At 64.0% G+C, this 18121-nt stretch carries 19 protein-coding genes and 5 tRNA genes; 6 read left to right on the top strand and 18 right to left on the bottom strand.

Translation table 11 applies throughout. From position 1 onward, the window contains the following. Positions 1-61: 61 nt before the first annotated feature. From rluB to NCS03_RS08715, 4 genes are all read right to left on the bottom strand, one after another. Positions 62-1951: a 23S rRNA pseudouridine(2605) synthase RluB gene (gene rluB, locus NCS03_RS08700; protein WP_034473207.1), complete on the bottom strand. Its 1890-nt coding sequence runs from the start codon at positions 1949-1951 to the stop codon at positions 62-64. A gap of 131 nt (positions 1952-2082) precedes the next feature. Then, the gene (scpB, locus tag NCS03_RS08705) at positions 2083-3042 is read right to left on the bottom strand and encodes an SMC-Scp complex subunit ScpB (protein WP_250529060.1); all 960 of its coding nucleotides are present in this window, start codon (positions 3040-3042) and stop codon (positions 2083-2085) included. 352 nt (positions 3043-3394) lie between these two features. Further along, positions 3395-4630, bottom strand: a complete 1236-nt coding sequence (locus NCS03_RS08710; protein WP_034473209.1) for a pyridoxal phosphate-dependent aminotransferase — start codon at positions 4628-4630, stop codon at positions 3395-3397. Between the two features lie 72 nt (positions 4631-4702). After that, a complete protein-coding gene (locus NCS03_RS08715; RefSeq protein ID WP_250457759.1) occupies positions 4703-5605 on the bottom strand; it encodes a LysR family transcriptional regulator in 903 nt (300 codons plus the stop codon). A gap of 425 nt (positions 5606-6030) precedes the next feature. Between NCS03_RS08715 and NCS03_RS08720 the strand changes: the two genes are divergently transcribed. Continuing rightward, positions 6031-6432, top strand: a complete 402-nt coding sequence (locus NCS03_RS08720) for a transposase (RefSeq protein WP_250529061.1) — start codon at positions 6031-6033, stop codon at positions 6430-6432. A gap of 248 nt (positions 6433-6680) precedes the next feature. Continuing rightward, positions 6681-6938 carry a hypothetical protein gene (locus tag NCS03_RS08725; protein ID WP_008349223.1) on the top strand — a complete coding sequence of 86 codons (258 nt, stop codon included), beginning with the start codon at positions 6681-6683 and terminating at the stop codon, positions 6936-6938. A gap of 248 nt (positions 6939-7186) precedes the next feature. On the opposite strand, the gene NCS03_RS08730 is transcribed toward NCS03_RS08725, so the two are convergent. Beyond that, positions 7187-7498 (bottom strand): hypothetical protein, encoded by a 312-nt coding sequence (locus NCS03_RS08730; protein ID WP_008349222.1) that lies wholly within the window; start codon positions 7496-7498, stop codon positions 7187-7189. Positions 7499-7852: 354 nt separating this feature from the next. On the opposite strand from NCS03_RS08730, the gene NCS03_RS08735 reads away from it, so the two are divergent. Continuing rightward, positions 7853-8488 carry a YdcF family protein gene (locus NCS03_RS08735; protein ID WP_235366243.1) on the top strand — a complete coding sequence of 212 codons (636 nt, stop codon included), beginning with the start codon at positions 7853-7855 and terminating at the stop codon, positions 8486-8488. 269 nt (positions 8489-8757) lie between these two features. Then, positions 8758-9000 carry a hypothetical protein gene (locus tag NCS03_RS08740; protein ID WP_008349220.1) on the top strand — a complete coding sequence of 81 codons (243 nt, stop codon included), beginning with the start codon at positions 8758-8760 and terminating at the stop codon, positions 8998-9000. Positions 9001-9100: 100 nt separating this feature from the next. Here the strand turns inward: NCS03_RS08740 and NCS03_RS08745 are convergent, their stop codons facing one another. Beyond that, entirely contained in the window at positions 9101-9517 is a 417-nt protein-coding gene (locus tag NCS03_RS08745; RefSeq protein ID WP_034473211.1) for a gamma-glutamylcyclotransferase family protein, read from the bottom strand. Between the two features lie 151 nt (positions 9518-9668). Here NCS03_RS08745 and NCS03_RS08750 point away from each other — a divergent pair, with 151 nt between their 5' ends. Continuing rightward, positions 9669-10502: an AraC family transcriptional regulator gene (locus NCS03_RS08750; RefSeq protein ID WP_008349217.1), complete on the top strand. Its 834-nt coding sequence runs from the start codon at positions 9669-9671 to the stop codon at positions 10500-10502. A gap of 18 nt (positions 10503-10520) precedes the next feature. On the opposite strand, the gene NCS03_RS08755 is transcribed toward NCS03_RS08750, so the two are convergent. The 7 genes from NCS03_RS08755 to gltX form a co-directional block, all read right to left on the bottom strand. After that, entirely contained in the window at positions 10521-10985 is a 465-nt protein-coding gene (locus NCS03_RS08755; RefSeq protein WP_250529062.1) for a GNAT family N-acetyltransferase, read from the bottom strand. A gap of 174 nt (positions 10986-11159) precedes the next feature. After that, positions 11160-11236: transfer RNA gene (locus NCS03_RS08760), tRNA-Asp, on the bottom strand. A gap of 69 nt (positions 11237-11305) precedes the next feature. Continuing rightward, positions 11306-11381: transfer RNA gene (locus tag NCS03_RS08765), tRNA-Glu, on the bottom strand. 72 nt (positions 11382-11453) lie between these two features. Continuing rightward, positions 11454-11530 (bottom strand) — tRNA-Asp (locus NCS03_RS08770). A gap of 70 nt (positions 11531-11600) precedes the next feature. Beyond that, positions 11601-11676, bottom strand: a tRNA-Glu gene (locus NCS03_RS08775). A gap of 164 nt (positions 11677-11840) precedes the next feature. Further along, a tRNA-Ala gene (locus NCS03_RS08780) sits at positions 11841-11916 on the bottom strand. A 135-nt stretch (positions 11917-12051) separates the two neighbouring features. Further along, entirely contained in the window at positions 12052-13461 is a 1410-nt protein-coding gene (gene gltX, locus NCS03_RS08785; protein ID WP_250529063.1) for a glutamate--tRNA ligase, read from the bottom strand. A 158-nt stretch (positions 13462-13619) separates the two neighbouring features. Between gltX and NCS03_RS08790 the strand changes: the two genes are divergently transcribed. Then, complete coding sequence (locus tag NCS03_RS08790) at positions 13620-14594, top strand: patatin-like phospholipase family protein (RefSeq protein ID WP_409017209.1); 975 nt, start codon at positions 13620-13622, stop codon at positions 14592-14594. Positions 14595-14687: 93 nt separating this feature from the next. Here the strand turns inward: NCS03_RS08790 and iscX are convergent, their stop codons facing one another. From iscX to iscA, 5 genes are all read right to left on the bottom strand, one after another. Beyond that, positions 14688-14885, bottom strand: a complete 198-nt coding sequence (gene iscX, locus NCS03_RS08795; protein ID WP_008349212.1) for a Fe-S cluster assembly protein IscX — start codon at positions 14883-14885, stop codon at positions 14688-14690. 14 nt (positions 14886-14899) lie between these two features. Beyond that, positions 14900-15241 carry an ISC system 2Fe-2S type ferredoxin gene (gene fdx / locus NCS03_RS08800; protein ID WP_250434862.1) on the bottom strand — a complete coding sequence of 114 codons (342 nt, stop codon included), beginning with the start codon at positions 15239-15241 and terminating at the stop codon, positions 14900-14902. Positions 15242-15267: 26 nt separating this feature from the next. Beyond that, positions 15268-17133, bottom strand: coding sequence for a Fe-S protein assembly chaperone HscA (hscA, locus tag NCS03_RS08805; RefSeq protein WP_034473214.1), 1866 nt, complete (start codon positions 17131-17133; stop codon positions 15268-15270). A gap of 37 nt (positions 17134-17170) precedes the next feature. Beyond that, positions 17171-17698: a Fe-S protein assembly co-chaperone HscB gene (hscB, locus tag NCS03_RS08810; protein ID WP_175982302.1), complete on the bottom strand. Its 528-nt coding sequence runs from the start codon at positions 17696-17698 to the stop codon at positions 17171-17173. 83 nt (positions 17699-17781) lie between these two features. Next, positions 17782-18105 carry an iron-sulfur cluster assembly protein IscA gene (gene iscA / locus NCS03_RS08815; RefSeq protein ID WP_008349207.1) on the bottom strand — a complete coding sequence of 108 codons (324 nt, stop codon included), beginning with the start codon at positions 18103-18105 and terminating at the stop codon, positions 17782-17784. Between the last annotated feature and the right edge of the window lie 16 nt (positions 18106-18121).

Consider the following 18121-nt stretch of genomic DNA (forward strand, 5'->3'; position numbering starts at 1 on the left):
CTTCGCATCCCGCTTTTGGACTTCTCCCGGCGACGTCTTTGCGATTTTTTACATATCGCGCTCAGCGGCCGCGCGAGCGATTACGCGCGCCCCGGCCCGCGCCGCCGGCTTTGTTCTGGCCAGCGCCCTGCTGTCCGCCGCCCTGGCGATTGCCCCGCGGTGCGTTGCCACCGGCGGCACGCTTGCCGGCGCCGCCCGCGCCCTGCGGACCGCCGCCTTGCGGACGCGCGCCGCGCGGACCCGGCCGTGCGCCGTTAGCGCGATTGCCGTTGGGCTCGTTGCCGATGCGGTTGCCGTTCGGCTCCCGGCCGCCGCGACGGCCCATGCCGCCCCCGTTGCCTGCATTGCCCGTGTTGCCGCCGAATCCGCCCATGCCGCCGAGCCCGAAGCTGCCCGGCACACCGCCCGGCTGGCCGCGCCGGCCGCCGCGTCCCGGCGTCTGCTGCTGCGTCATGCGCGAGTGCGAGCTCAGCACCGGCTCGCGCGTGATGAAGCCCATCGACGTCTGCATCGGATCGGGTTGCACACGCGGCGCGGCGCTGCGTCCGCCCTTCTCGGCCGTCGGCAATTTCAGCCCGACCGACGCCATCAGGCTGCGCACCTGATTGTCCTCGAGCTCTTCCCAGCGGCCGCGCTTCAGGCCGCGCGGCAGCGCGATCGGACCATGACGCGTGCGGATCAGGCGGCTCACCATCAGGCCGGCCGCCTCGAACATACGGCGCACTTCGCGATTCCGGCCTTCCGCCAGCGCGACGTGATACCAGTGATTCGTGCCTTCGCCGCCGCCGTCCTGGATGCGCAAGAAGTTGGCGGGACCGTCGTCGAGCTCGACGCCTTTGAGCAGCTTCTGCTTCATCGCCTCGGACAGTTGTCCGACCACGCGCACCGCGTACTCACGCTCGACGCTGTAGCGCGGATGCATGAAGCGGTTCGCCAGATCGCCGGACGTCGTGAGCAACAGCAGGCCTTCCGTATTGAAGTCGAGACGCCCGACCGCGAGCCATTTGGCGGTTTTCATCGACGGCAGCTTGTCGAACACGGACGGACGCCCTTCCGGGTCGGCATGGCTGACGATCTCGCCCGTCGGCTTGTGATACAGCAGGATGCGCGGCGGCTTGCTCGCGAGCTTGCGCTTGAGCGGCTTGCCGTTGATGCGCACCTGATCGGTCGGCATGATGCGCTGGCCGATATGCGCCGGCTCGCCGTTCACCGATACGCGCCCGGCGATGATCAACTCTTCCATGTCGCGCCGCGAACCCATGCCCGCATCCGCGAGCACCTTGTGCAGCTTCGGCGCGTCTTCGTCCGGTTCCAGCACGCGCTTTTGCGGTGCATTGCGGCCGCGTCGCAGCATCGGGGCGCGCACGCCGGCCGAACCGTTGTCGGCGTCGAAGGCCGGCGAGGTCACGTAGGCGAACACGTCGTCGACGGCTGCAGCAGCCGCGCTCTCGACGGTCGCCGGTCCCGCGTCGCTGCGCTTGCCGCGCTTTTGCTGCGGCGGATTCTTGCGCCGGCCGCCTTCGCGCGGCGCGGGCGCGGCGGCCTGTACGCCGGCCTCGTCCGCTGCTTCGACGCCGGTTTCGCCCGCTTCCGCGCGCGCGCTCTTGCGGCCGCGCGGACTCGCCCCTTCGCCCTTGCGCGGCTTCGCGCCCGGATCCTTGCGCGGGGTACGCACTTGTGCCGCCACGACGCCGTCGGGCGGCGTCTCGTTGACGGCGCCCGGCGCGCCTGGCGCAGCGTCCGCGCCCTTGGTCTTCGCGACAGCGCGACGCCGTGCGATCAGGCTACGCGGCCCGCGGCGCAATCCGCGGCGCGGACGGTCATCGCCCTCGCCGCCTTCATCGGCGCGGTCGGTGCGCGTGCTGTCGCCGGCATCGGCCGACTCAGGTGCGTCCGCGGCGTGCACGGGGCGCGCGGATTCAGGCGAATCGCTGTCGTGGGAGTGTGTCAAAACAACCTCAAATGTCGAATCGCGCGCCCGTCGCGGGCGCGTCAAAAAATCCGCTGACCGGTCCGGCTGGTCGTCTCGAAATAATCTTTATGGAGAGCCGGATTGCCAGATCAGGGGCCATGCAAATTGCATCAGGCGCGGCGCGCCTTCGGTTCTTCGGAGTCGTCGTCCAGTTCGGCTTCGTTCGATGGACTCGCATCTCTTTCGTCTTCACGCGGCATCGGAACGGGCGCATCGTGCGCGGTGCCCAAAGGCTGTGCGTGAATCCCGGCTGTCGACGCGGCGCGCTCGTCCAGCGCATCCGCACGTTCCGTTCCGAGTCTTTCCTGCTGTTCTTCTGTCTGTTCTTGCTCCGCCGGCCCGGCGGCCGCGCGCTCATCGGCGGAAGCGTCGGGTTCGGCGGATTCCGCCGATTCCAGCGCTTCAACGGCGAAGACCTGCGCCGGGGCGTCAGGTTCCCCGTCATTCGACGCTTGTGGCGTGGCCGGCAGCTCGATGCCCGCCGGCGGCGCATTCCCGGCGATGCTGTCGGGAAATTCGATCGAATGCTGCGCGAGCAGCGATGCTTCGAGCTGCGCCGACGGATTGTCCAGCGCGGGCAACTCGTCGAGCGCGGTCAGGCCGAGATCGTCGAGAAACTGCTTGGTCGTCGCGTACAGTGCCGGGCGGCCCGGCACGTCGCGATGACCGATCACCTCGATCCAGCCACGGTCCTCCAGTTGCTTCACGACCTGCGTGTTCACCGTCACGCCGCGGATCTCTTCGATATCGCCCCGCGTCACTGGTTGCCGATAGGCAATGATCGCCAGCGTTTCGAGTACGGCCCGCGAATACTTGGGCGGCTTTTCCGGGTGCAGCCTGTCGAGATAGGCCCGCATCGCGGGCTTGCTCTGAAAACGCCAGCCCGAGGCAAGCGCGACCAGTTCCACGCCGCGTCCCGACCAGTCGGCCTTGAGCGCTTCGAGCAACGTGCGAACGGTATCTGCCGAAATGTCGTCGGCGAACAGCTTGCGCAATTCATTCAGCCTCAGCGGTTCCTGCGCGCAAATCAAAGCAGTCTCGAGGACGATCTTCGCCTCTTGGGTATTCATGCAGCTTGGGTCAACCCTATATGGTCAATGATTCAATTCAAATCGAGCTTGCGCAGGACCGAACGCCACCAAAATGGTGCGAACGATAAAGCTGGACGCGGAGTTTCAAGACGCGCTCGCCCGATTGTAATCGGTCATATTGATTGGGAGCACGCACCGGGGAGAGGCGTAAAGGGCGATCGGTGAGCGAACGCCGGGCCATCCAGCCGGACGAGGTGGCGCTTTCCTAGGCGAAAGCGCGTGACTGAGCGCCATATTACGCAAAAACAACCGGGGCGTAAAGGTGATCGATTGATCGGCGCTCGGACTCACTCGACGCCGGTCGTGCGCGGCCGACGTCGATCGGCACGGCTCAGGCGACGCCGCGCGCCGTCAGGAATCGCTGCAGGCGTTCGACGCCCGCGTCCAGCCGTGCGGGATCGCACGCGTAGCACCAGCGCACGAAGCCTTCGCCTTCCGGGCCAAACGCGCTGCCCGGCGCAAGTCCGAGACGGGCTTCGCGCACCAGCGATTTGCACAGTTCGAGGCTGTTTTGCGCGCCCGGTAGCGAGAAAAACAGGTACATCGCGCCGTCGGGCGTGCGCACGTCGACGCCCTCGATCGCCTGAAGCGCCTGCACGAGATGATCGCGGCTTGCACGCAGATCCGCGACGAGCGCCTGAGTAAAGCGCTCGCCCTCTTCCACCGCGACGACGCCCGCCTGCTGCACGAACGACGGCGCGCACGACGTGTTGTACTCGACCAGCTTGCCGAGATCGTCCATCAGTTGCGTCGGGGCGACGAGCCAGCCGAGGCGCCAGCCGGTCATCAGCCACGCCTTCGAAAACGAATTCACCGCGATCACGCGCTCGTCGCGCGCGGCGAGATCGAGAAAGGACGGCGCGACGCGAGCGTCATCGCCGTAGTACAGGCGTTCGTAGACTTCGTCCGCGACGATCCAGATTCCGTGACGGCGGCAATGCGCGAGCACGGCGCGCTGCTGATCGCGCGTCATCGTCCAGCCGGTCGGGTTGTTCGGCGAGTTGATCATCAGCATGCGCGTGTTGGGCGTGAGCGCCGCGAGCAGGCGGTCGAGATCGAGCGTCCAGCCACGCGGGCCGTAAGTCAGCGAAACGGTATCGACGCTCGCGCCGAGGATTTTCGGAATCTCGACGAGATTCGGCCATAGCGGCGTCACGGCGACGACGCGATCGCCCGCACCGACCACGAGTTGCGCCGCGAGCATCAGCGCGTTCACGCCGGCGCTCGTCACGGCGATGTGCGCCGGCGTCGTCGCGCCGTGCAGCGCGCTCACGTAGCGGCTGAGCGATTCGCGCAGCGGGGCGATGCCGAGATTGTGCGTGTAGAACGTGGCGCCATCGGCAAGCGCGCGGCTTGCGGCATCGCGGATGAATTGCGGCGTCACGCGATCCGATTCGCCGAACCAGAACGGCAGCACATCGGCGACGCCGAAACCCGCGTTTGCGACCTCGCGGATCTGCGACGGCCTCAACGCCCGCACGGCGTCGCGCGCATTCGGCGCACCCGATGCGTGCGCGCCCGCCAATTGACTCAGTTCGCTGACCACCGCGCCTTCCGATTCACTCATCGCTCGCCCCGTCGTCTTGTCTTAAAAAAGAAGTCTAACGCGCGCGCCGTGATTTTCGCGATGAACGGAGGCTTATCCGAGGTCTTCCGCACGCGGCGGCAGCGAGGCGATCAGCGACCACACCGATTCCGCCGCGGGCGACAGCGAGCGATCGCGCCGCCGCACGAGCTCCACGGTCCGTTCGGCGCGCGGTTCGAGCGGCAACGCGACCAGCGACGAATCCGCCGGCAGCGGCAGCGCGAGCCACGGCAGCACGCTCACGCCGACGCCCGCTTCCACGAGCCCGAACACCGTCGCCGAGTGTCCGAGCTCCTGCACCACTTGCGCCTCGACGCCGTGCTCCTGCATGACGGCATCGATGATCGGCCGGCTGCCCGACGCGTAGTCGAGCATCACGAGCCGCTCGCCCGCGAGCGCTTCCCACGGCACCGCCGTCTCGCGCCCGAGCGGATGATCGCGCCGCGCGACGAGACAGAACGAATCGGTCATCACGGGTTCGCCGTGGAGTTCGTCGGAGGAAAACGGGCCGATCACGACGCCGAAATCGACCTCGCCCGACTTCACCTTGCGCAGGACATCTGACTGGACGTCGTCGCGCAGACTCAGCGTGATGAGCGGAAACTGCCGCAAGCACGACGCGATCACGCGCGGCATCAGCCGGCAGGCGACCGTCGGACTCGCCGCGACGATCACGCGTCCGCGGCGCTGCTGGCCGAGATCGCGCACCTCGCGCAGCGCTTCGTCCAGGTCGGCCAGCAGGCGCGACACCGTGCCGACGAGATTCACGCCGACATCGGTCAGCTGAACTTCGCGCGTCGTCCGGTCGATCAGCTTGAGACCAATCTCCCCTTCCAGCTCGCGCACGCACCGGCTGACCGCCGACTGCGTGAGGCCGATTTCATCGCCTGCGCGGCTGAAGCTGCGCAGCCTCGATACTGCTATAAAGACGCGCAGTTGCCGCAACGTCACGTTCAATGGCGCGTTCATTCAGAATGCTCATCAATATCCACAATTCATGCACGAATTATAGCGAGCATTGGTCTGAACTCATGCCCGAACGCGCGTTTCGCTGCGGTGCAGCAAATCCTCACGACGCACGCTGGATGGGCCTATTGCACTTGATTGGTGATTGTCCCGATTTCTTAATCAGTGTGTTTCGGGTCTGATACGGGCCATGCTGGCATCGCGTCAGCCTACTGCCATGCGGGTTTCCCGGATTTAGCAACAAGCATGGCACGGTTCTCGCATTTCATTGCGCACAGAGGTTGGAGCCATTCGCGGTTACATCGAACATCGTCCGCCGCAATCGCTCTGGCCTTCCCAGGTATTCGTTCATCGGATTCCGACCAGAGTGCGCGGCGCGGGGCAGCGCACCGGGGTTAGCTTCGCTGAGGTGAGATATGGTGCTGTTCGACGATTTGAGAGATAACGAGTGGGCGCTGATTGAGGCGTTGTTCTGTTCCGAGCCGGCGCGCAGCGAACGGCGCGGCCGTCCGCGCGTCGAAGCGCGGGCCGTGGTCAACGCGGTTTTGTGGGTGCTGTCGACGGGCGAAGGCTGGTCGAAGCTGCCCGGACGCTACCCGTCCCCGCCGACCTGCCGCCGCCGCTTCGACGAGTGGCAGGCAGACGGCACGCTGGCCGAGATCGTGAAGCGCCTGTCCAGCAACGGCCGTGAAGTGTCGCTGCGCGGACGCATCGGTTCCAGCGCCGCCAAACCGCCCGCGCCGCCGAGCCGCGATCGCCTGCGTGGCGCGTTCTGGACGAACCCGGAATCGTGGCGCGCTCCGGCCAAGATGGCCTGAACGGTTCTTTGCATCGACCGAAGCCGGCGCTCGCTGGCTTCACCCAGACATTTCACCTCTCGCGCGGGCCGCGGCCTGCGCGAATCTTTCTCCTCTTTGCGTTGCCGCATTCGGATGTCGTAGCACAGTCGCGCGCACTGCGTCGTCGACGAAACAACTCTTTACGATTCCTTACAGCGCCCCGGCGGATCGCAGCATAGCTTGGTGATTAATCGAACAAGCCCCACGAAGGCTTCGAGGATTTCACCATGAAGGCATCGACTCTGCTCGCTCATGGCGCCTTCGTCGCGCTGACGAGCACTGCGGCGATGAGCCAGGCGCAGCCGCCACCTCCCGCATCCGACTTTCACGTCAGCACGAAGGCTTCGATGGCCGCGCCGCAGAATGCCGGCCGCAATCGCGATGCGACGCCGCCCGCGCCACGCGGCGACCTGCGCGGCGATATCGCGAGCAACGTGCGCGCGCGTCCCGATACCGAACGCGATGCGCGTTCACAACATCATTGAGTTCGTCTGAACGATGCGCGTTTGACGGAACCACTCCGGCGCGCGGCAGTCACACCTCGTGCCATGAGCACAGCATGGCGACAGTGAGATCCGGTATGCCCGTGTCGTTCGCGATACGGGCACTTTTTTGGGGTATTGCCGTTGGCTGCAGGCAGATTGTCGGCTCTTTCATCCGACGACAACGCTCCCTCGACCCATGCGTCGACTGTCGACCGCTGCCGGCCTCGCTGCCGACGTGTCCGGCAGTGCTAGACTCGCGCCTCCAGGACCGCTTCCTGACCACCGAACGTATAAGGTTCCATGCGGCGCAAGTCCCAGTCGCTGCCACGTTCGTCGCGCGAAAGACGCGTGAATTCGTGCTTGCCGCGTTCGGTCACGACCGCGATATCGACCGGTGCGTGAAATCCGGGCGCGGGCGCCACGGTGCGCTGCCGGGCGAGTTCGAGCAAACCGAGCGCGCGCAAGAGATCGAAAACGTTGGGGCGTTTCGCCCAAGGAACCTGACGATACTGCGCTCGGCGAAGTGCTTCGAGTACAACTTCGTTGGAATACGTGGTCATCTCGTTGTTTCTTCCTGTGCAGCCATGACGACGCTCGTGACGGTCGCAAGACGGTCCGCGACGTCGACTAAACGCGGCGCGCCGAATTCCGATTGCGACGAACGACTCGCAGCCGAATGTTTGGCCACCGCTTGCGTTAGGTGCTGCTTTCTATTACAAGCCCCCGTTGACAGCGCGCTAATCACGCGCTCTGCTGCGACATCCGCCGATGCGTTCCGAAGCACGCGATGACGGAACGAATTGCCCTTAAACCAATACGTTACCCCAATCAAATTGGTTCTATTCACTTTATTGCTGCTTTTTTTTGCGTTATTCGCACTATGGCGACGCCGCCGCATCCAGATTGCGATCATCGTGGCGGCGCTCGCGTGGGCGATCGGCGCGGGATGGTTCGCAACGCCTTTGCTCGATCTCGCCCAGCACGGCTATCGTCACACGGACGTGCCTTCGTTCGCACCGAAGACGACGATCGTGCTGATGGGCGGCGGCACGCATCGCAGCGAAGCGGGGCTCGTTCCGAAGTCCAACGCGGTGCGGCGCATCGACGCCGTGGCAACGCTGTATCGCGAATGCCGCGAAACCGGCGCGTCGTGCAAGGTGATTCTGAGCGGCGGCGATCCGGAACATCACGGGCAGGCCGAAGCCGACAATTACGCGCCATACGTGCTTGCGCAAGGCGTCGCTGCGGACGACCTCGTGCGCGAGAATCAAAGCCTCAATACTTACCAGAACGCGCGAAACGTGGCCGGTATTCTCGGCCACGCACATGACAACCGTTTGATCGTCGTCACATCCGCGTATCACATGCGCCGCGCGTTGCGTGCTTTCGAGGCTTTCGGCTATGCGCCGGTGCCGTATGTGTCGGATGTATGGCCCACTCGCCCGACGTTCTTTCCCCGTGTGCGGGGCTTCACGAACAGCGAGCTCGCGATGCACGAACTCGTCGGGCTCGCGCGCTTCGACGTGTATCGCTGGCTGCATCTCTATTAGCGCCTCGTGATTCGGGAGCGAAGCGCATTGATAAGCACTGGAAAATAATTCGACGCTTGTGCTCGATCATGCGCGTCCGCTTTTCGGACAGACGCACGACACACCCTTGCCCGATTCAAGGCTTATGATTCAGGTTGTCTGATCGTCAGACGCGCGAGGTTAGCGGCTGACTACCCGCACAGCGGGAGCGATTTTTGCTCAGACACAAGTGTCGTTCCAACGGATCGGACAGACGATTCCCAGGTTCCAACTGCCACTCGGAGGTAACAATGAAGAAAGTGTCCCTGGCTGTTCTGTTGTCCCTCAGCGCGGTCGCATCGGCCGCGTATGCCCAGAGCGATCAAGGCGTGACCATGAGCACCGATCCCGCCAAAATCGCTGATGTCGAGTCGCGCGCGCAGGCTCTGCAGTCGCGTCAGGAAAGCCAAAAGATGACCGAGCAGACGCCTTCTTCGCACAAGTCGATGCATCACAAGAAATCGCACAGCAAGCCGGCGGCCCCGAGCCAGTAAGCCGGTTCCCGCTGCAAGGCGCGGGGCCATTCACGCCGCGGTGAGTCGACGCATCGGCTCACCGCGGCGCGAGCAAAATCAGTTTCCCTGCTTCGCGCATTCAGGCGCGTTCGGCGCGATGCGTCACCCAGTCGCCGCCTTCGATGCACGGCAGCCCGGCAGCGGACGCAGCCCCGACGGGATAGATCAGGCAATCGACCCGATCCTTTCTCCCCTCGATTTCCACCTCCACATGCAGGCGATGCGAGCGGAATAAGCCTTCCACGCCCGGATACACATGTTCGATCTCGTCGAGCACGGGCACGAGCGCGTCCTCGATCCGGTAGACATCGCCGCGAATCGGCGCGCCCTTCTCATCGATCACGAGGCCCGGATAGTTGCCGAAGTCGAAAAGCTGACCCCGAACGTGGGCGGCACCGATCCATTCGGGCGTAGCGATGCCGTTTCGCGCGGCTGCGTGGTTGATATCGTTGGCCTCGCCCGCGCGCAGCGTGCCGTAGACAAAAACGTATTGCATTGGGAAAAACGCTCCTGTTGTCGCAAAAGGTGAACAACGGGCATTATGCGCCGGGCAATATTCGCGGTTCGCCCGGGCGCGCGCTTTCGGCTACCATCGGCGCGTGGCGGTCGATGAATCCGGCCGCCTGCAACCATCAACTCGAGCGAACATGGCCACGTTTGTCGAATCGAACTCGTCGGGCGAAGAAGTCGAGCATCTCGACATTCCCGTCGAGCATTCGCCGACGCTCGATCATCCGATTCGCGTGCGCTCGCGGCCCGTTCCCTACGGCGTGCGGATCGCGCTGCATACGCATCCGTGGGCGCAGGTCGCCTATACGTCGCGCGGGGTCTTGCGTGTCGCGACAGCGGATTCGACTTGGATGGTGCCGCCTTCGCGCGCGATCTGGGTGCCGCCCAATGTCACGCACGAGGTCGTGATCGTCGAGGACGCTTATCTGCGGACGCTTTACGTCGACGCGAGCGTCGTGCCGGCGGGTCTCGGCGCGTGTCGCGTCGTCGAGGTGTCGCCGCTTTTGCGCGAAGTCATCGCGGCGCTCGATGAAGAACCGATCTCGCGTCAGCGCGAGCGACTGCTGGGCACGCTCGCGCTCGATGAAATCATCCGCTCGCAGCCGCTGCCGCTCTCCGTGCCGATGCCGAACGAGAAGCGCCTGCGCGCCCTGTGCAACGCCGTGCTCGCCGATCCGTCGCATTCCGATCTGGAGCGGTGGTCATCGGAGGCCGGCGCGAGTTCGCGCACCATCGCGCGGCTTTTCAGACGCGAACTCGGCGTGAGTTTTTCCCAGTGGCGTCAGCAGGCCGTTCTTGCGCGCGCCATTCCGCTGCTCAGCCAGGGCCGTCCGCTCGCGCAAGTTGCGCGTGAACTGGGCTATCAGAGCCAGAGCGCATTCTCCGCGATGTTTCGCCGTGCGTTCGGCGAAAGCCCGCGCGCATTTTTCGCCCGCGATGGCCGCGACGAGCGCGACATCGACGGCTCTTAGCGCGTGTGCGCGCTTTCTTCAGACGCGCCGCACCATGTGCCGGATTGCGCCGAGCTGCGCGAGCCGCGGTCCGGCCGGCCGGTATCCGAGCCGAATGTAAAGACGCGCCGCGGGGTTATCGACGAACACGCGCAACTGACATTCGGCGAGCCCGCGCGCCCTCGCCCATCGATGCGCCGTGTTGAGCAGAAAGGTCCCGGCGCCGTGTCCACGATAGCCCTTCGCGATCTGCACGTCGCGAATATGGAGCGAATTGTCTTCCTCGGTGACACGCATGACGCCAATGGGAACGCCATCCGCCTGTAGGATGAAATTTTCGGACTCGCGCCAGCTGGAAAGGAAAAGATCGCCGCGCCACACGAGATTGTGACGCCGATAGTAGCCGACCATGTTGTCGTGCGTGAGCGCTTCGGCGAAGGCGAAGTCCACCATGTTCGCCTGGCGCAGTTGATAGAGCGAGAGGTCTTCGGTCGGGTCGAGCATCGCACGGGCACGAGAAACAGGTGCCTAAACACTAAGACAGTGCGCGCGGGCTGGCAATGGCCATTATCACGGTCGAATGCGCAGGGAACGCGTACGAAAGGGAATCGGATATGGCGAGCGGCGGAAAGCGGGCAAAAAAATCCAGCCCGAAGGCTGGATTTCCTTAAAACAACTTGGCGGAGCGGACGGGGCTCGAACCCGCGACCCCCGGCGTGACAGGCCGGTATTCTAACCAACTGAACTACCGCTCCACTTCTTTTCATCGTTCACAGTGTCACTTGTGAACTTGCAGCGCTTTTGACTAGCAGCCGCCGATGTTCTGGCGTCCCCTAGGGGATTCGAACCCCTGTACTCACCGTGAAAGGGTGATGTCCTAGGCCTCTAGACGAAGGGGACTTCAACTTCTGCACACCCTGCGGCGAAAAAAAACCGGCTCTCATTAGCCGGAGTGTTTCTGCTCGCAAGTGTTGGCGGAGCGGACGGGGCTCGAACCCGCGACCCCCGGCGTGACAGGCCGGTATTCTAACCAACTGAACTACCGCTCCACTTCTTTTCATCCGTTCACAGTGTCACCTGTGAACTTGCAGCGCTTTCTACTAGCAGCCGCCGATGTTCTGGCGTCCCCTAGGGGATTCGAACCCCTGTACTCACCGTGAAAGGGTGATGTCCTAGGCCTCTAGACGAAGGGGACAGAAACTTGTGATTCTGTCTTTACTACTGCTCCGCTGATCTACTTGCCGCCGATCAGCGAAGACCGAAATTCTATACAACTTCGTGTTACTTGTGAAGTATTTTTTGCGACTTCCGTTTCCGGAGAACAAGCTTCGCACTACTTCAACTGCTTTTTGCTGTTCTTGGTGGAGGTAAGCGGGATCGAACCGCTGACCTCTTGCATGCCATGCAAGCGCTCTCCCAGCTGAGCTATACCCCCTTGCAGAACAGAAACGAGATTGTATAGGGCGTTTTCGAAGTTGTAAATACCCTCTGACGACTTCAGTGAAACTTTTTGCCTCGACAGACGCCGATGCGCGCAATGGATCACGCCCCGCGATCCATTGCGCGGACCTCAACCCGCCGCCTTTTCCAGACGCGCCAACACGACATCGCGTCCGAAGAGCATCAGGACGGCATCGATCGACGGCGTGTGGGTCGTGCCCGCGACCAGCAGGCGCACCGGCATCGCGAGTTGCGGCATTTTCAGCTTGTGCGCGGCGAGCGTCGCCTTGAGCGCGGCCGCGATCGCTTCCTTGGTCCACTCGACGTTCGCGAGCGCCGCACGCAGGTCCGCGATAGCCGGACGCACCGCATCGGTGACGTGCTGCGCGAAGGCGTCCGCATCGATCACCGGCTCACGATAGAACATGGCGGCGTTATCGGCGATTTCCTTCACCGTCGATGCGCGGTCCTTCAAGAGCCCGATCACCTGATCGAGCGGCGCGCCGCCGTCGATCGCCGCGGCATCGATACCGGCCTGCAGCAGGAACGGCTTCGTCAGCTCGGCGAGACGCGCGTTGTCCGCTTCCTTGATGTAGTGCGCGTTGAGCCAGTTCAGCTTGTCGTGGTCGTACTGCGCGGGCGACTTGCCGAGATGCTCGAGATCGAACCATTCGACGAACTGCTCGCGCGAGAAAATCTCCGCATCGCCATGCGACCAGCCGAGGCGCGCCAGATAGTTGACCACCGCTTCCGGCAGATAGCCATTGTCGCGATAGCCCGTCACGCTCATCGCGCCGTGGCGCTTGCTCATCTTCTCGCCCTGCTCGTTCAGCACGGTCGGCAGATGCGCGTACACCGGCACCTCGCCGCCGAGCGCGCGCAGAATGTTGATCTGGCGCGGCGTGTTGTTGACGTGATCGTCGCCGCGAATCACATGCGTGATCTTCATGTCGAGATCGTCGACGACCACGCAGAAGTTATACGTCGGCGTGCCGTCGGGGCGCGCGATCACGAGGTCGTCGAGTTCCTCGTTCGAAATTTCGATGTGGCCTTTCACCGCGTCGTCCCATGCGACCGTGCCCGAGAGCGGATTGCGAAAGCGCACGACAGGCTTCACGCCTTCCGGAACCGGCGGCAGCACCTTGCCCGGCTCGGGGCGCCACGTACCGTCGTAGCGCGGCTTCTCGCCCGCGGCGCGCTGACGCTCGCGCAGCGCGTCGAGCTCTTCCGTCGACATGTAGCAGTGATACGCGAGCCCCTTTTCCATCATCTGCGCGATGACCTCGCGATAACGGTCCATGCGCTGCATCTGATAGAACGGGCCTTCGTCGAAATCGAGCCCGAGCCACGCCATGCCGTCGAGAATCGCATCGACCGACGCATCGGTGGAGCGCTCGAGATCGGTGTCCTCGATGCGCAGCACGAAAGTGCCCTTCATCTTGCGCGCGAACGCCCACGGATAGAGCGCGGAGCGGATGTTGCCGAGATGGATGAAGCCGGTCGGACTCGGAGCGAAGCGTGTGCGGACTTGGGTGGTCATTGCTGTTTACTCGATGAATGGCAGTGCGCCAGGCGCTGAAATGCCGCGCAAAATGAGACGAAATTATACTCGCCGCCCGCTTCGCGCCGGTCCGCGCGCCTTTTGTTTTATGATGTGCGCGCTTTTCAAGATCTCCCCGAACGCCCGCATCGACGGGCCTGCCGGAACCCGCCGCACCGCTGGAGCACACTTTGAGTTCATCGTCACCCCGTCTTTCGCGCCGCGCGTTTTCGCTCGCGGCCGCGTCGTCCGTTCTCGCCGCCTGCACCACCACGAGCGGCGGCAATTCAGGCGAAACGGCAATCGTCACGCCGCCGGCGCCGCCGAAGGCAGAACCGCAACAACCGATGCGTATCGGGCTCGCGCTCGGCGGCGGCGCCGCGCGCGGCTTCGCGCATATCGGCGTGATCAAGGCGCTCGAGGCGCGCAACGTGCGCGTGGATCTCGTCGCGGGCACGAGCGCCGGCTCGGTCATCGCGGCGCTGTACGCATCGGGGATGAGCGGCATCGCGATCAACAAGCTCGCCCTCACGATGGACGAAGCCTCGATCAGCGACTGGGCGATGCCCTTTCGCGCGCGCGGCATCCTGCAAGGCGTCGCGCTGCAGAACTACCTGAACAGGACGCTCGACAACCGTCCGATCGAAAAGATGGCGAAGCCGCTCGGCATCGTCGCCACGGATCTGAAGAGCGGCCAGCCGATTCTCTTTCAGCGCGGCAACACGGGCGTCGCTGTGCGGGCGTCGTGCAGCGTGCCGTCGATTTTCGAGCCGGTGAAGATCGGCGATCGCGAGTATGTCGACGGCGGGCTCGTGAGTCCGGTGCCAGCGGCGTTCGCGCACAAGATGGGCGCGGATTATGTGATCGCCGTCGATATTTCGGCACGGCCGGAAAGCGGGCTGACATCGAGCTCGTTCGACGTGCTGATGCAGACCTTCACGATCATGGGCCAGACCATCAAGGCCTACGAGCTCGACAAATACGCGAACGCGGTCGTCCGCCCCAACCTCAACGCGATGAGCAGCAGCGATTTCAGCCAGCGCAATGCATCGATCCTCGCGGGCGAGGAAGCCGTCGCCAAGATGTGGCCGACGTTGCAGCGACAGCTCGCGGAGCGCGGCGCGAAGGTCTGAACTTCTGCAATGCGAAGCATCGGCGCAAAAGAATGCCCGCAAAACAAAACGGCGGCTTCTCACGAAGCCGCCGTCATGGCGAATTAGAACCGGTCAGTAGTCCGCGTCCTCGATCCAGGCCGCCTGGATTGCCTCGAGAATCTTCTCGTTGGACTTTTCGGGATCGTCGTCGAAACCGTCGAGTTCGGTGATCCAGCGATGCAGGTCAGTGAAACGCACATATTGGGGATCGACATCCTGATGCGCGTCGGTGAGTGCCATCGCGATCTCCTGGGTATCTGTCCACTTCATGGGCGAGCCTCCTGTCAGTGATTTTCTTTGGCGTGATTGATGGAGTACCGCGGGATCTCGACCACCAGATCCTCGTCGGCAGGCACCATTGCCTGACATGATAACCGCGATGTCGGTTCGAGACCCCACGCTTTATCGAGCAGATCGTCCTCGTCTTCCTCGGACGGCTCGAGCGCGTTGAAGCCCTCGCGAATGATGACGTGGCACGTCGTGCACGCGCACGATTTCTCGCAGGCGTGCTCGATCTCGATGCCGTGATCCAGAAGATTGTCGCAGATGCTCTTGCCGGTGTCGGCGTCGATCACCGCGCCGTCCGGGCAAAGCTCCACGTGAGGCAGCACAACGATTTGAGGCATGTTTCGTATTTCTCGAATAGGATGATTTAGACGTCGTCGAGCTTGCGGCCCGCGAGCGCGCGGCGGATGCTCTTGTTCATGCGGCGCGCGGCGAATTCATCGGTGCCGGTGGCGAGCGTCTTCGTCGCATCTTCGATCTTCTCGACCGAATCGCCGTTCGCGAGCGCCGCCAGTTCGGTCACGAGCGCGACGATTTGCGCGCGTTCATCGTCGTCGAGCAGTTCGCCGTCGGTTTCGAGCGCAACGTGCGTCGCTTCGATGAGACGCTCCGCTTCCACCTGCGCCTCGCGCAACGCACGCGCGCGCATGTCCGTCTCGGCGGTCTTGAAGCTCTCTTCGAGCATGCGGGCGACTTCGTCGTCGGCGAGTCCGTACGACGGCTTCACGACCACCGACGCCTCCACGCCCGACATCTGCTCGCGCGCGAACACGGACAAGAGACCGTCCGCGTCGACCTGATAGGTCACACGAATGCGCGCCGCGCCCGCCGCCATCGGCGGAATGCCGCGCAACTCGAAGCGCGCGAGCGACCGGCAATCGGACACGAGTTCGCGCTCGCCCTGAACGACGTGGATCGCCATCGCGGTCTGGCCGTCCTTGAAGGTCGTGAAATCCTGCGCGCGCGCGGTCGGGATCGTCGAATTGCGTGGGATGATTTTCTCGGTGAGGCCGCCCATCGTTTCGACGCCGAGCGACAGCGGAATCACGTCGAGCAGCAGCCAGTCGTCGCCTTCGCCGCGACGGTTGCCCGCGAGCAGATCGGCCTGAATCGCAGCGCCCAGCGCGACGACCTGATCTGGATCGAGATTGATGAGCGGCGGCTGGCCGAAAAACGTTTCGACCGCGCGGCGGATCACCGGCATGCGCGTGGCGCCGCCAACCAGTACGACGCCCTTGATGTCCTTCGCGGCGACCTTCGCATCGCGCAGCGCCTTTTTCGTCGGCGTGAGCGTGCGCGCGACGAGCGCCTCGGTCAGCGCGGCGAACTCGGCTTCGGTCACGGCGACATCGATCTGCTGGCCAGTCGAGAGTGTCGCCTGGACGCGCGTTTCGTTCGTCGACGACAGCGCTTCCTTCGCGTTGCGAACGAGATCGAGCAGCAAGCGCACGTCTTCCGGCGCATCGACCGACACGCCCGCCGCCGTCAAGACGTGCCGATACAGCGCGTGATCGAAATCGTCGCCGCCGAGCGCGGAATCGCCGCCCGCCGCGAGCACTTCGAAGACGCCTTTCGTGAGCTTGAGAATCGACAGATCGAATGTGCCGCCGCCGAGGTCGTAGACGGCGTAGAGGCCTTCCGCGCCGTTATCGAGACCGTAAGCGATCGCGGCTGCGGTCGGCTCGTTGAGCAGGCGCAGCACGTTCAGGCCGGCGAGCTTCGCCGCGTCCTTCGTCGCCTGACGCTGGGCTTCGTCGAAATAGGCGGGCACCGTGATCACCGCGCCGACGAGATCCTCGCCGAGCGTGTCTTCCGCGCGATAACGCAGCGTCGCGAGAATTTCCGCCGATACTTCGACCGGGCTTTTCACGCCGTCGACGGTGCGAATCTGCACCATGCCCGGCGCGTCGATGAAATCGTACGGCGCGTTCTCCGCGCCCTCGACCTCGCTCTTGCCGCGGCCCATGAAACGCTTGACCGAGACGATCGTATTGCGCGGATCGATGACCGCTTCTTCCTTCGCGGCGCGGCCGATGCGCCGTCCGCCCTTCTCCAGATAGCGCACGACCGACGGCAGCAGCACGTGGCCGTCCTCGTCGGGCAGCGCTTCGGGCACGCTGCTGCGCACGGCCGCGACGAGCGAGTTCGTCGTGCCGAGATCGATGCCGACCGCCACGCGCCTTTGATGCGGCGCCGGCGCCATGCCGGGTTCTGAGATTTGCAGTAAAGCCATCGTTGGTCTTATGAGGTTGTATGCGGCGCGTTTGCCTTTAGTGTTCGAGCCGTTCGATCTGCGCGCCGATTTCATGCGCCACGCGTTCGATGAACATCAACTGACGCACGGCCTCGCCCGCCGCCTGATCCGACTTGCTGTCGATCAGCGCCTCGAGCTTGGTGAAGCGAATGCGCTCTTCGTCGCGCAGTTCGTCGAGCAGCGCTTCGAGCGCACCGATGTTCTTCGCGTTCGCCGCATCCTCGATATTTTCGCGCCATTCCATCTGCTGCATCAGGAACGCCGGCTCCATCGCGGTGTTGTTCTCCGCGCCGACGTCGATGCCGCGCTGCGCGAGCATATAGCGCGCGCGCTTCAGCGGATCGCGCAGCGTCTGATACGCCTCGTTCGCGTGCGTGGCCCACTGCATCGCGAGACGCTTCTGCGCATCGCCGGCCGCGGCGAAACGGTCCGGATGCACTTGCGCCTGCACGGTGCGATAAGCGTCGTCGAGCTTCTGCTGGTCGACGGCGAAGGTCTGCGGCAGATCGAAGAGATCGAAGTGACTGTCGGTGAGCGTGGCCATGCTATGTCTGTGAATTCAGTGTGCGCGAATGAAAAAGGCGGCACGCGCCGCCTCTTTTGCCGATACCGCCGGCGTCATTCCCGTCAGACGCGGAACGATTCGCCGCAGCCGCATTCGTCCTTCGCGTTCGGATTGTTGAACTTGAAGCCTTCGTTCAGGCCTTCGCGGGCGAAGTCCAGCTCGGTGCCGTCGAGATACGGAAGACTCTTCGGATCGATCACGATCTTCACGCCCGACGACTCGAACACGGTGTCCTCCGGTGCGAGCTCGTCGACATACTCGAGCTTGTACGCGAGGCCCGAACAGCCCGTCGTCCGCACGCCCAGCCGCAAGCCGACGCCCTTGCCGCGCCGCGTCAGATACTTCTGCACGTGTTGTGCCGCTTTATCCGTCAACGTGATTGCCATAGTCTTCGCTTCTCTC

The sequence above is a fragment of the Caballeronia sp. ATUFL_F1_KS4A genome, from assembly GCF_023630905.1.
Lineage (GTDB): Bacteria > Pseudomonadota > Gammaproteobacteria > Burkholderiales > Burkholderiaceae > Caballeronia > Caballeronia zhejiangensis.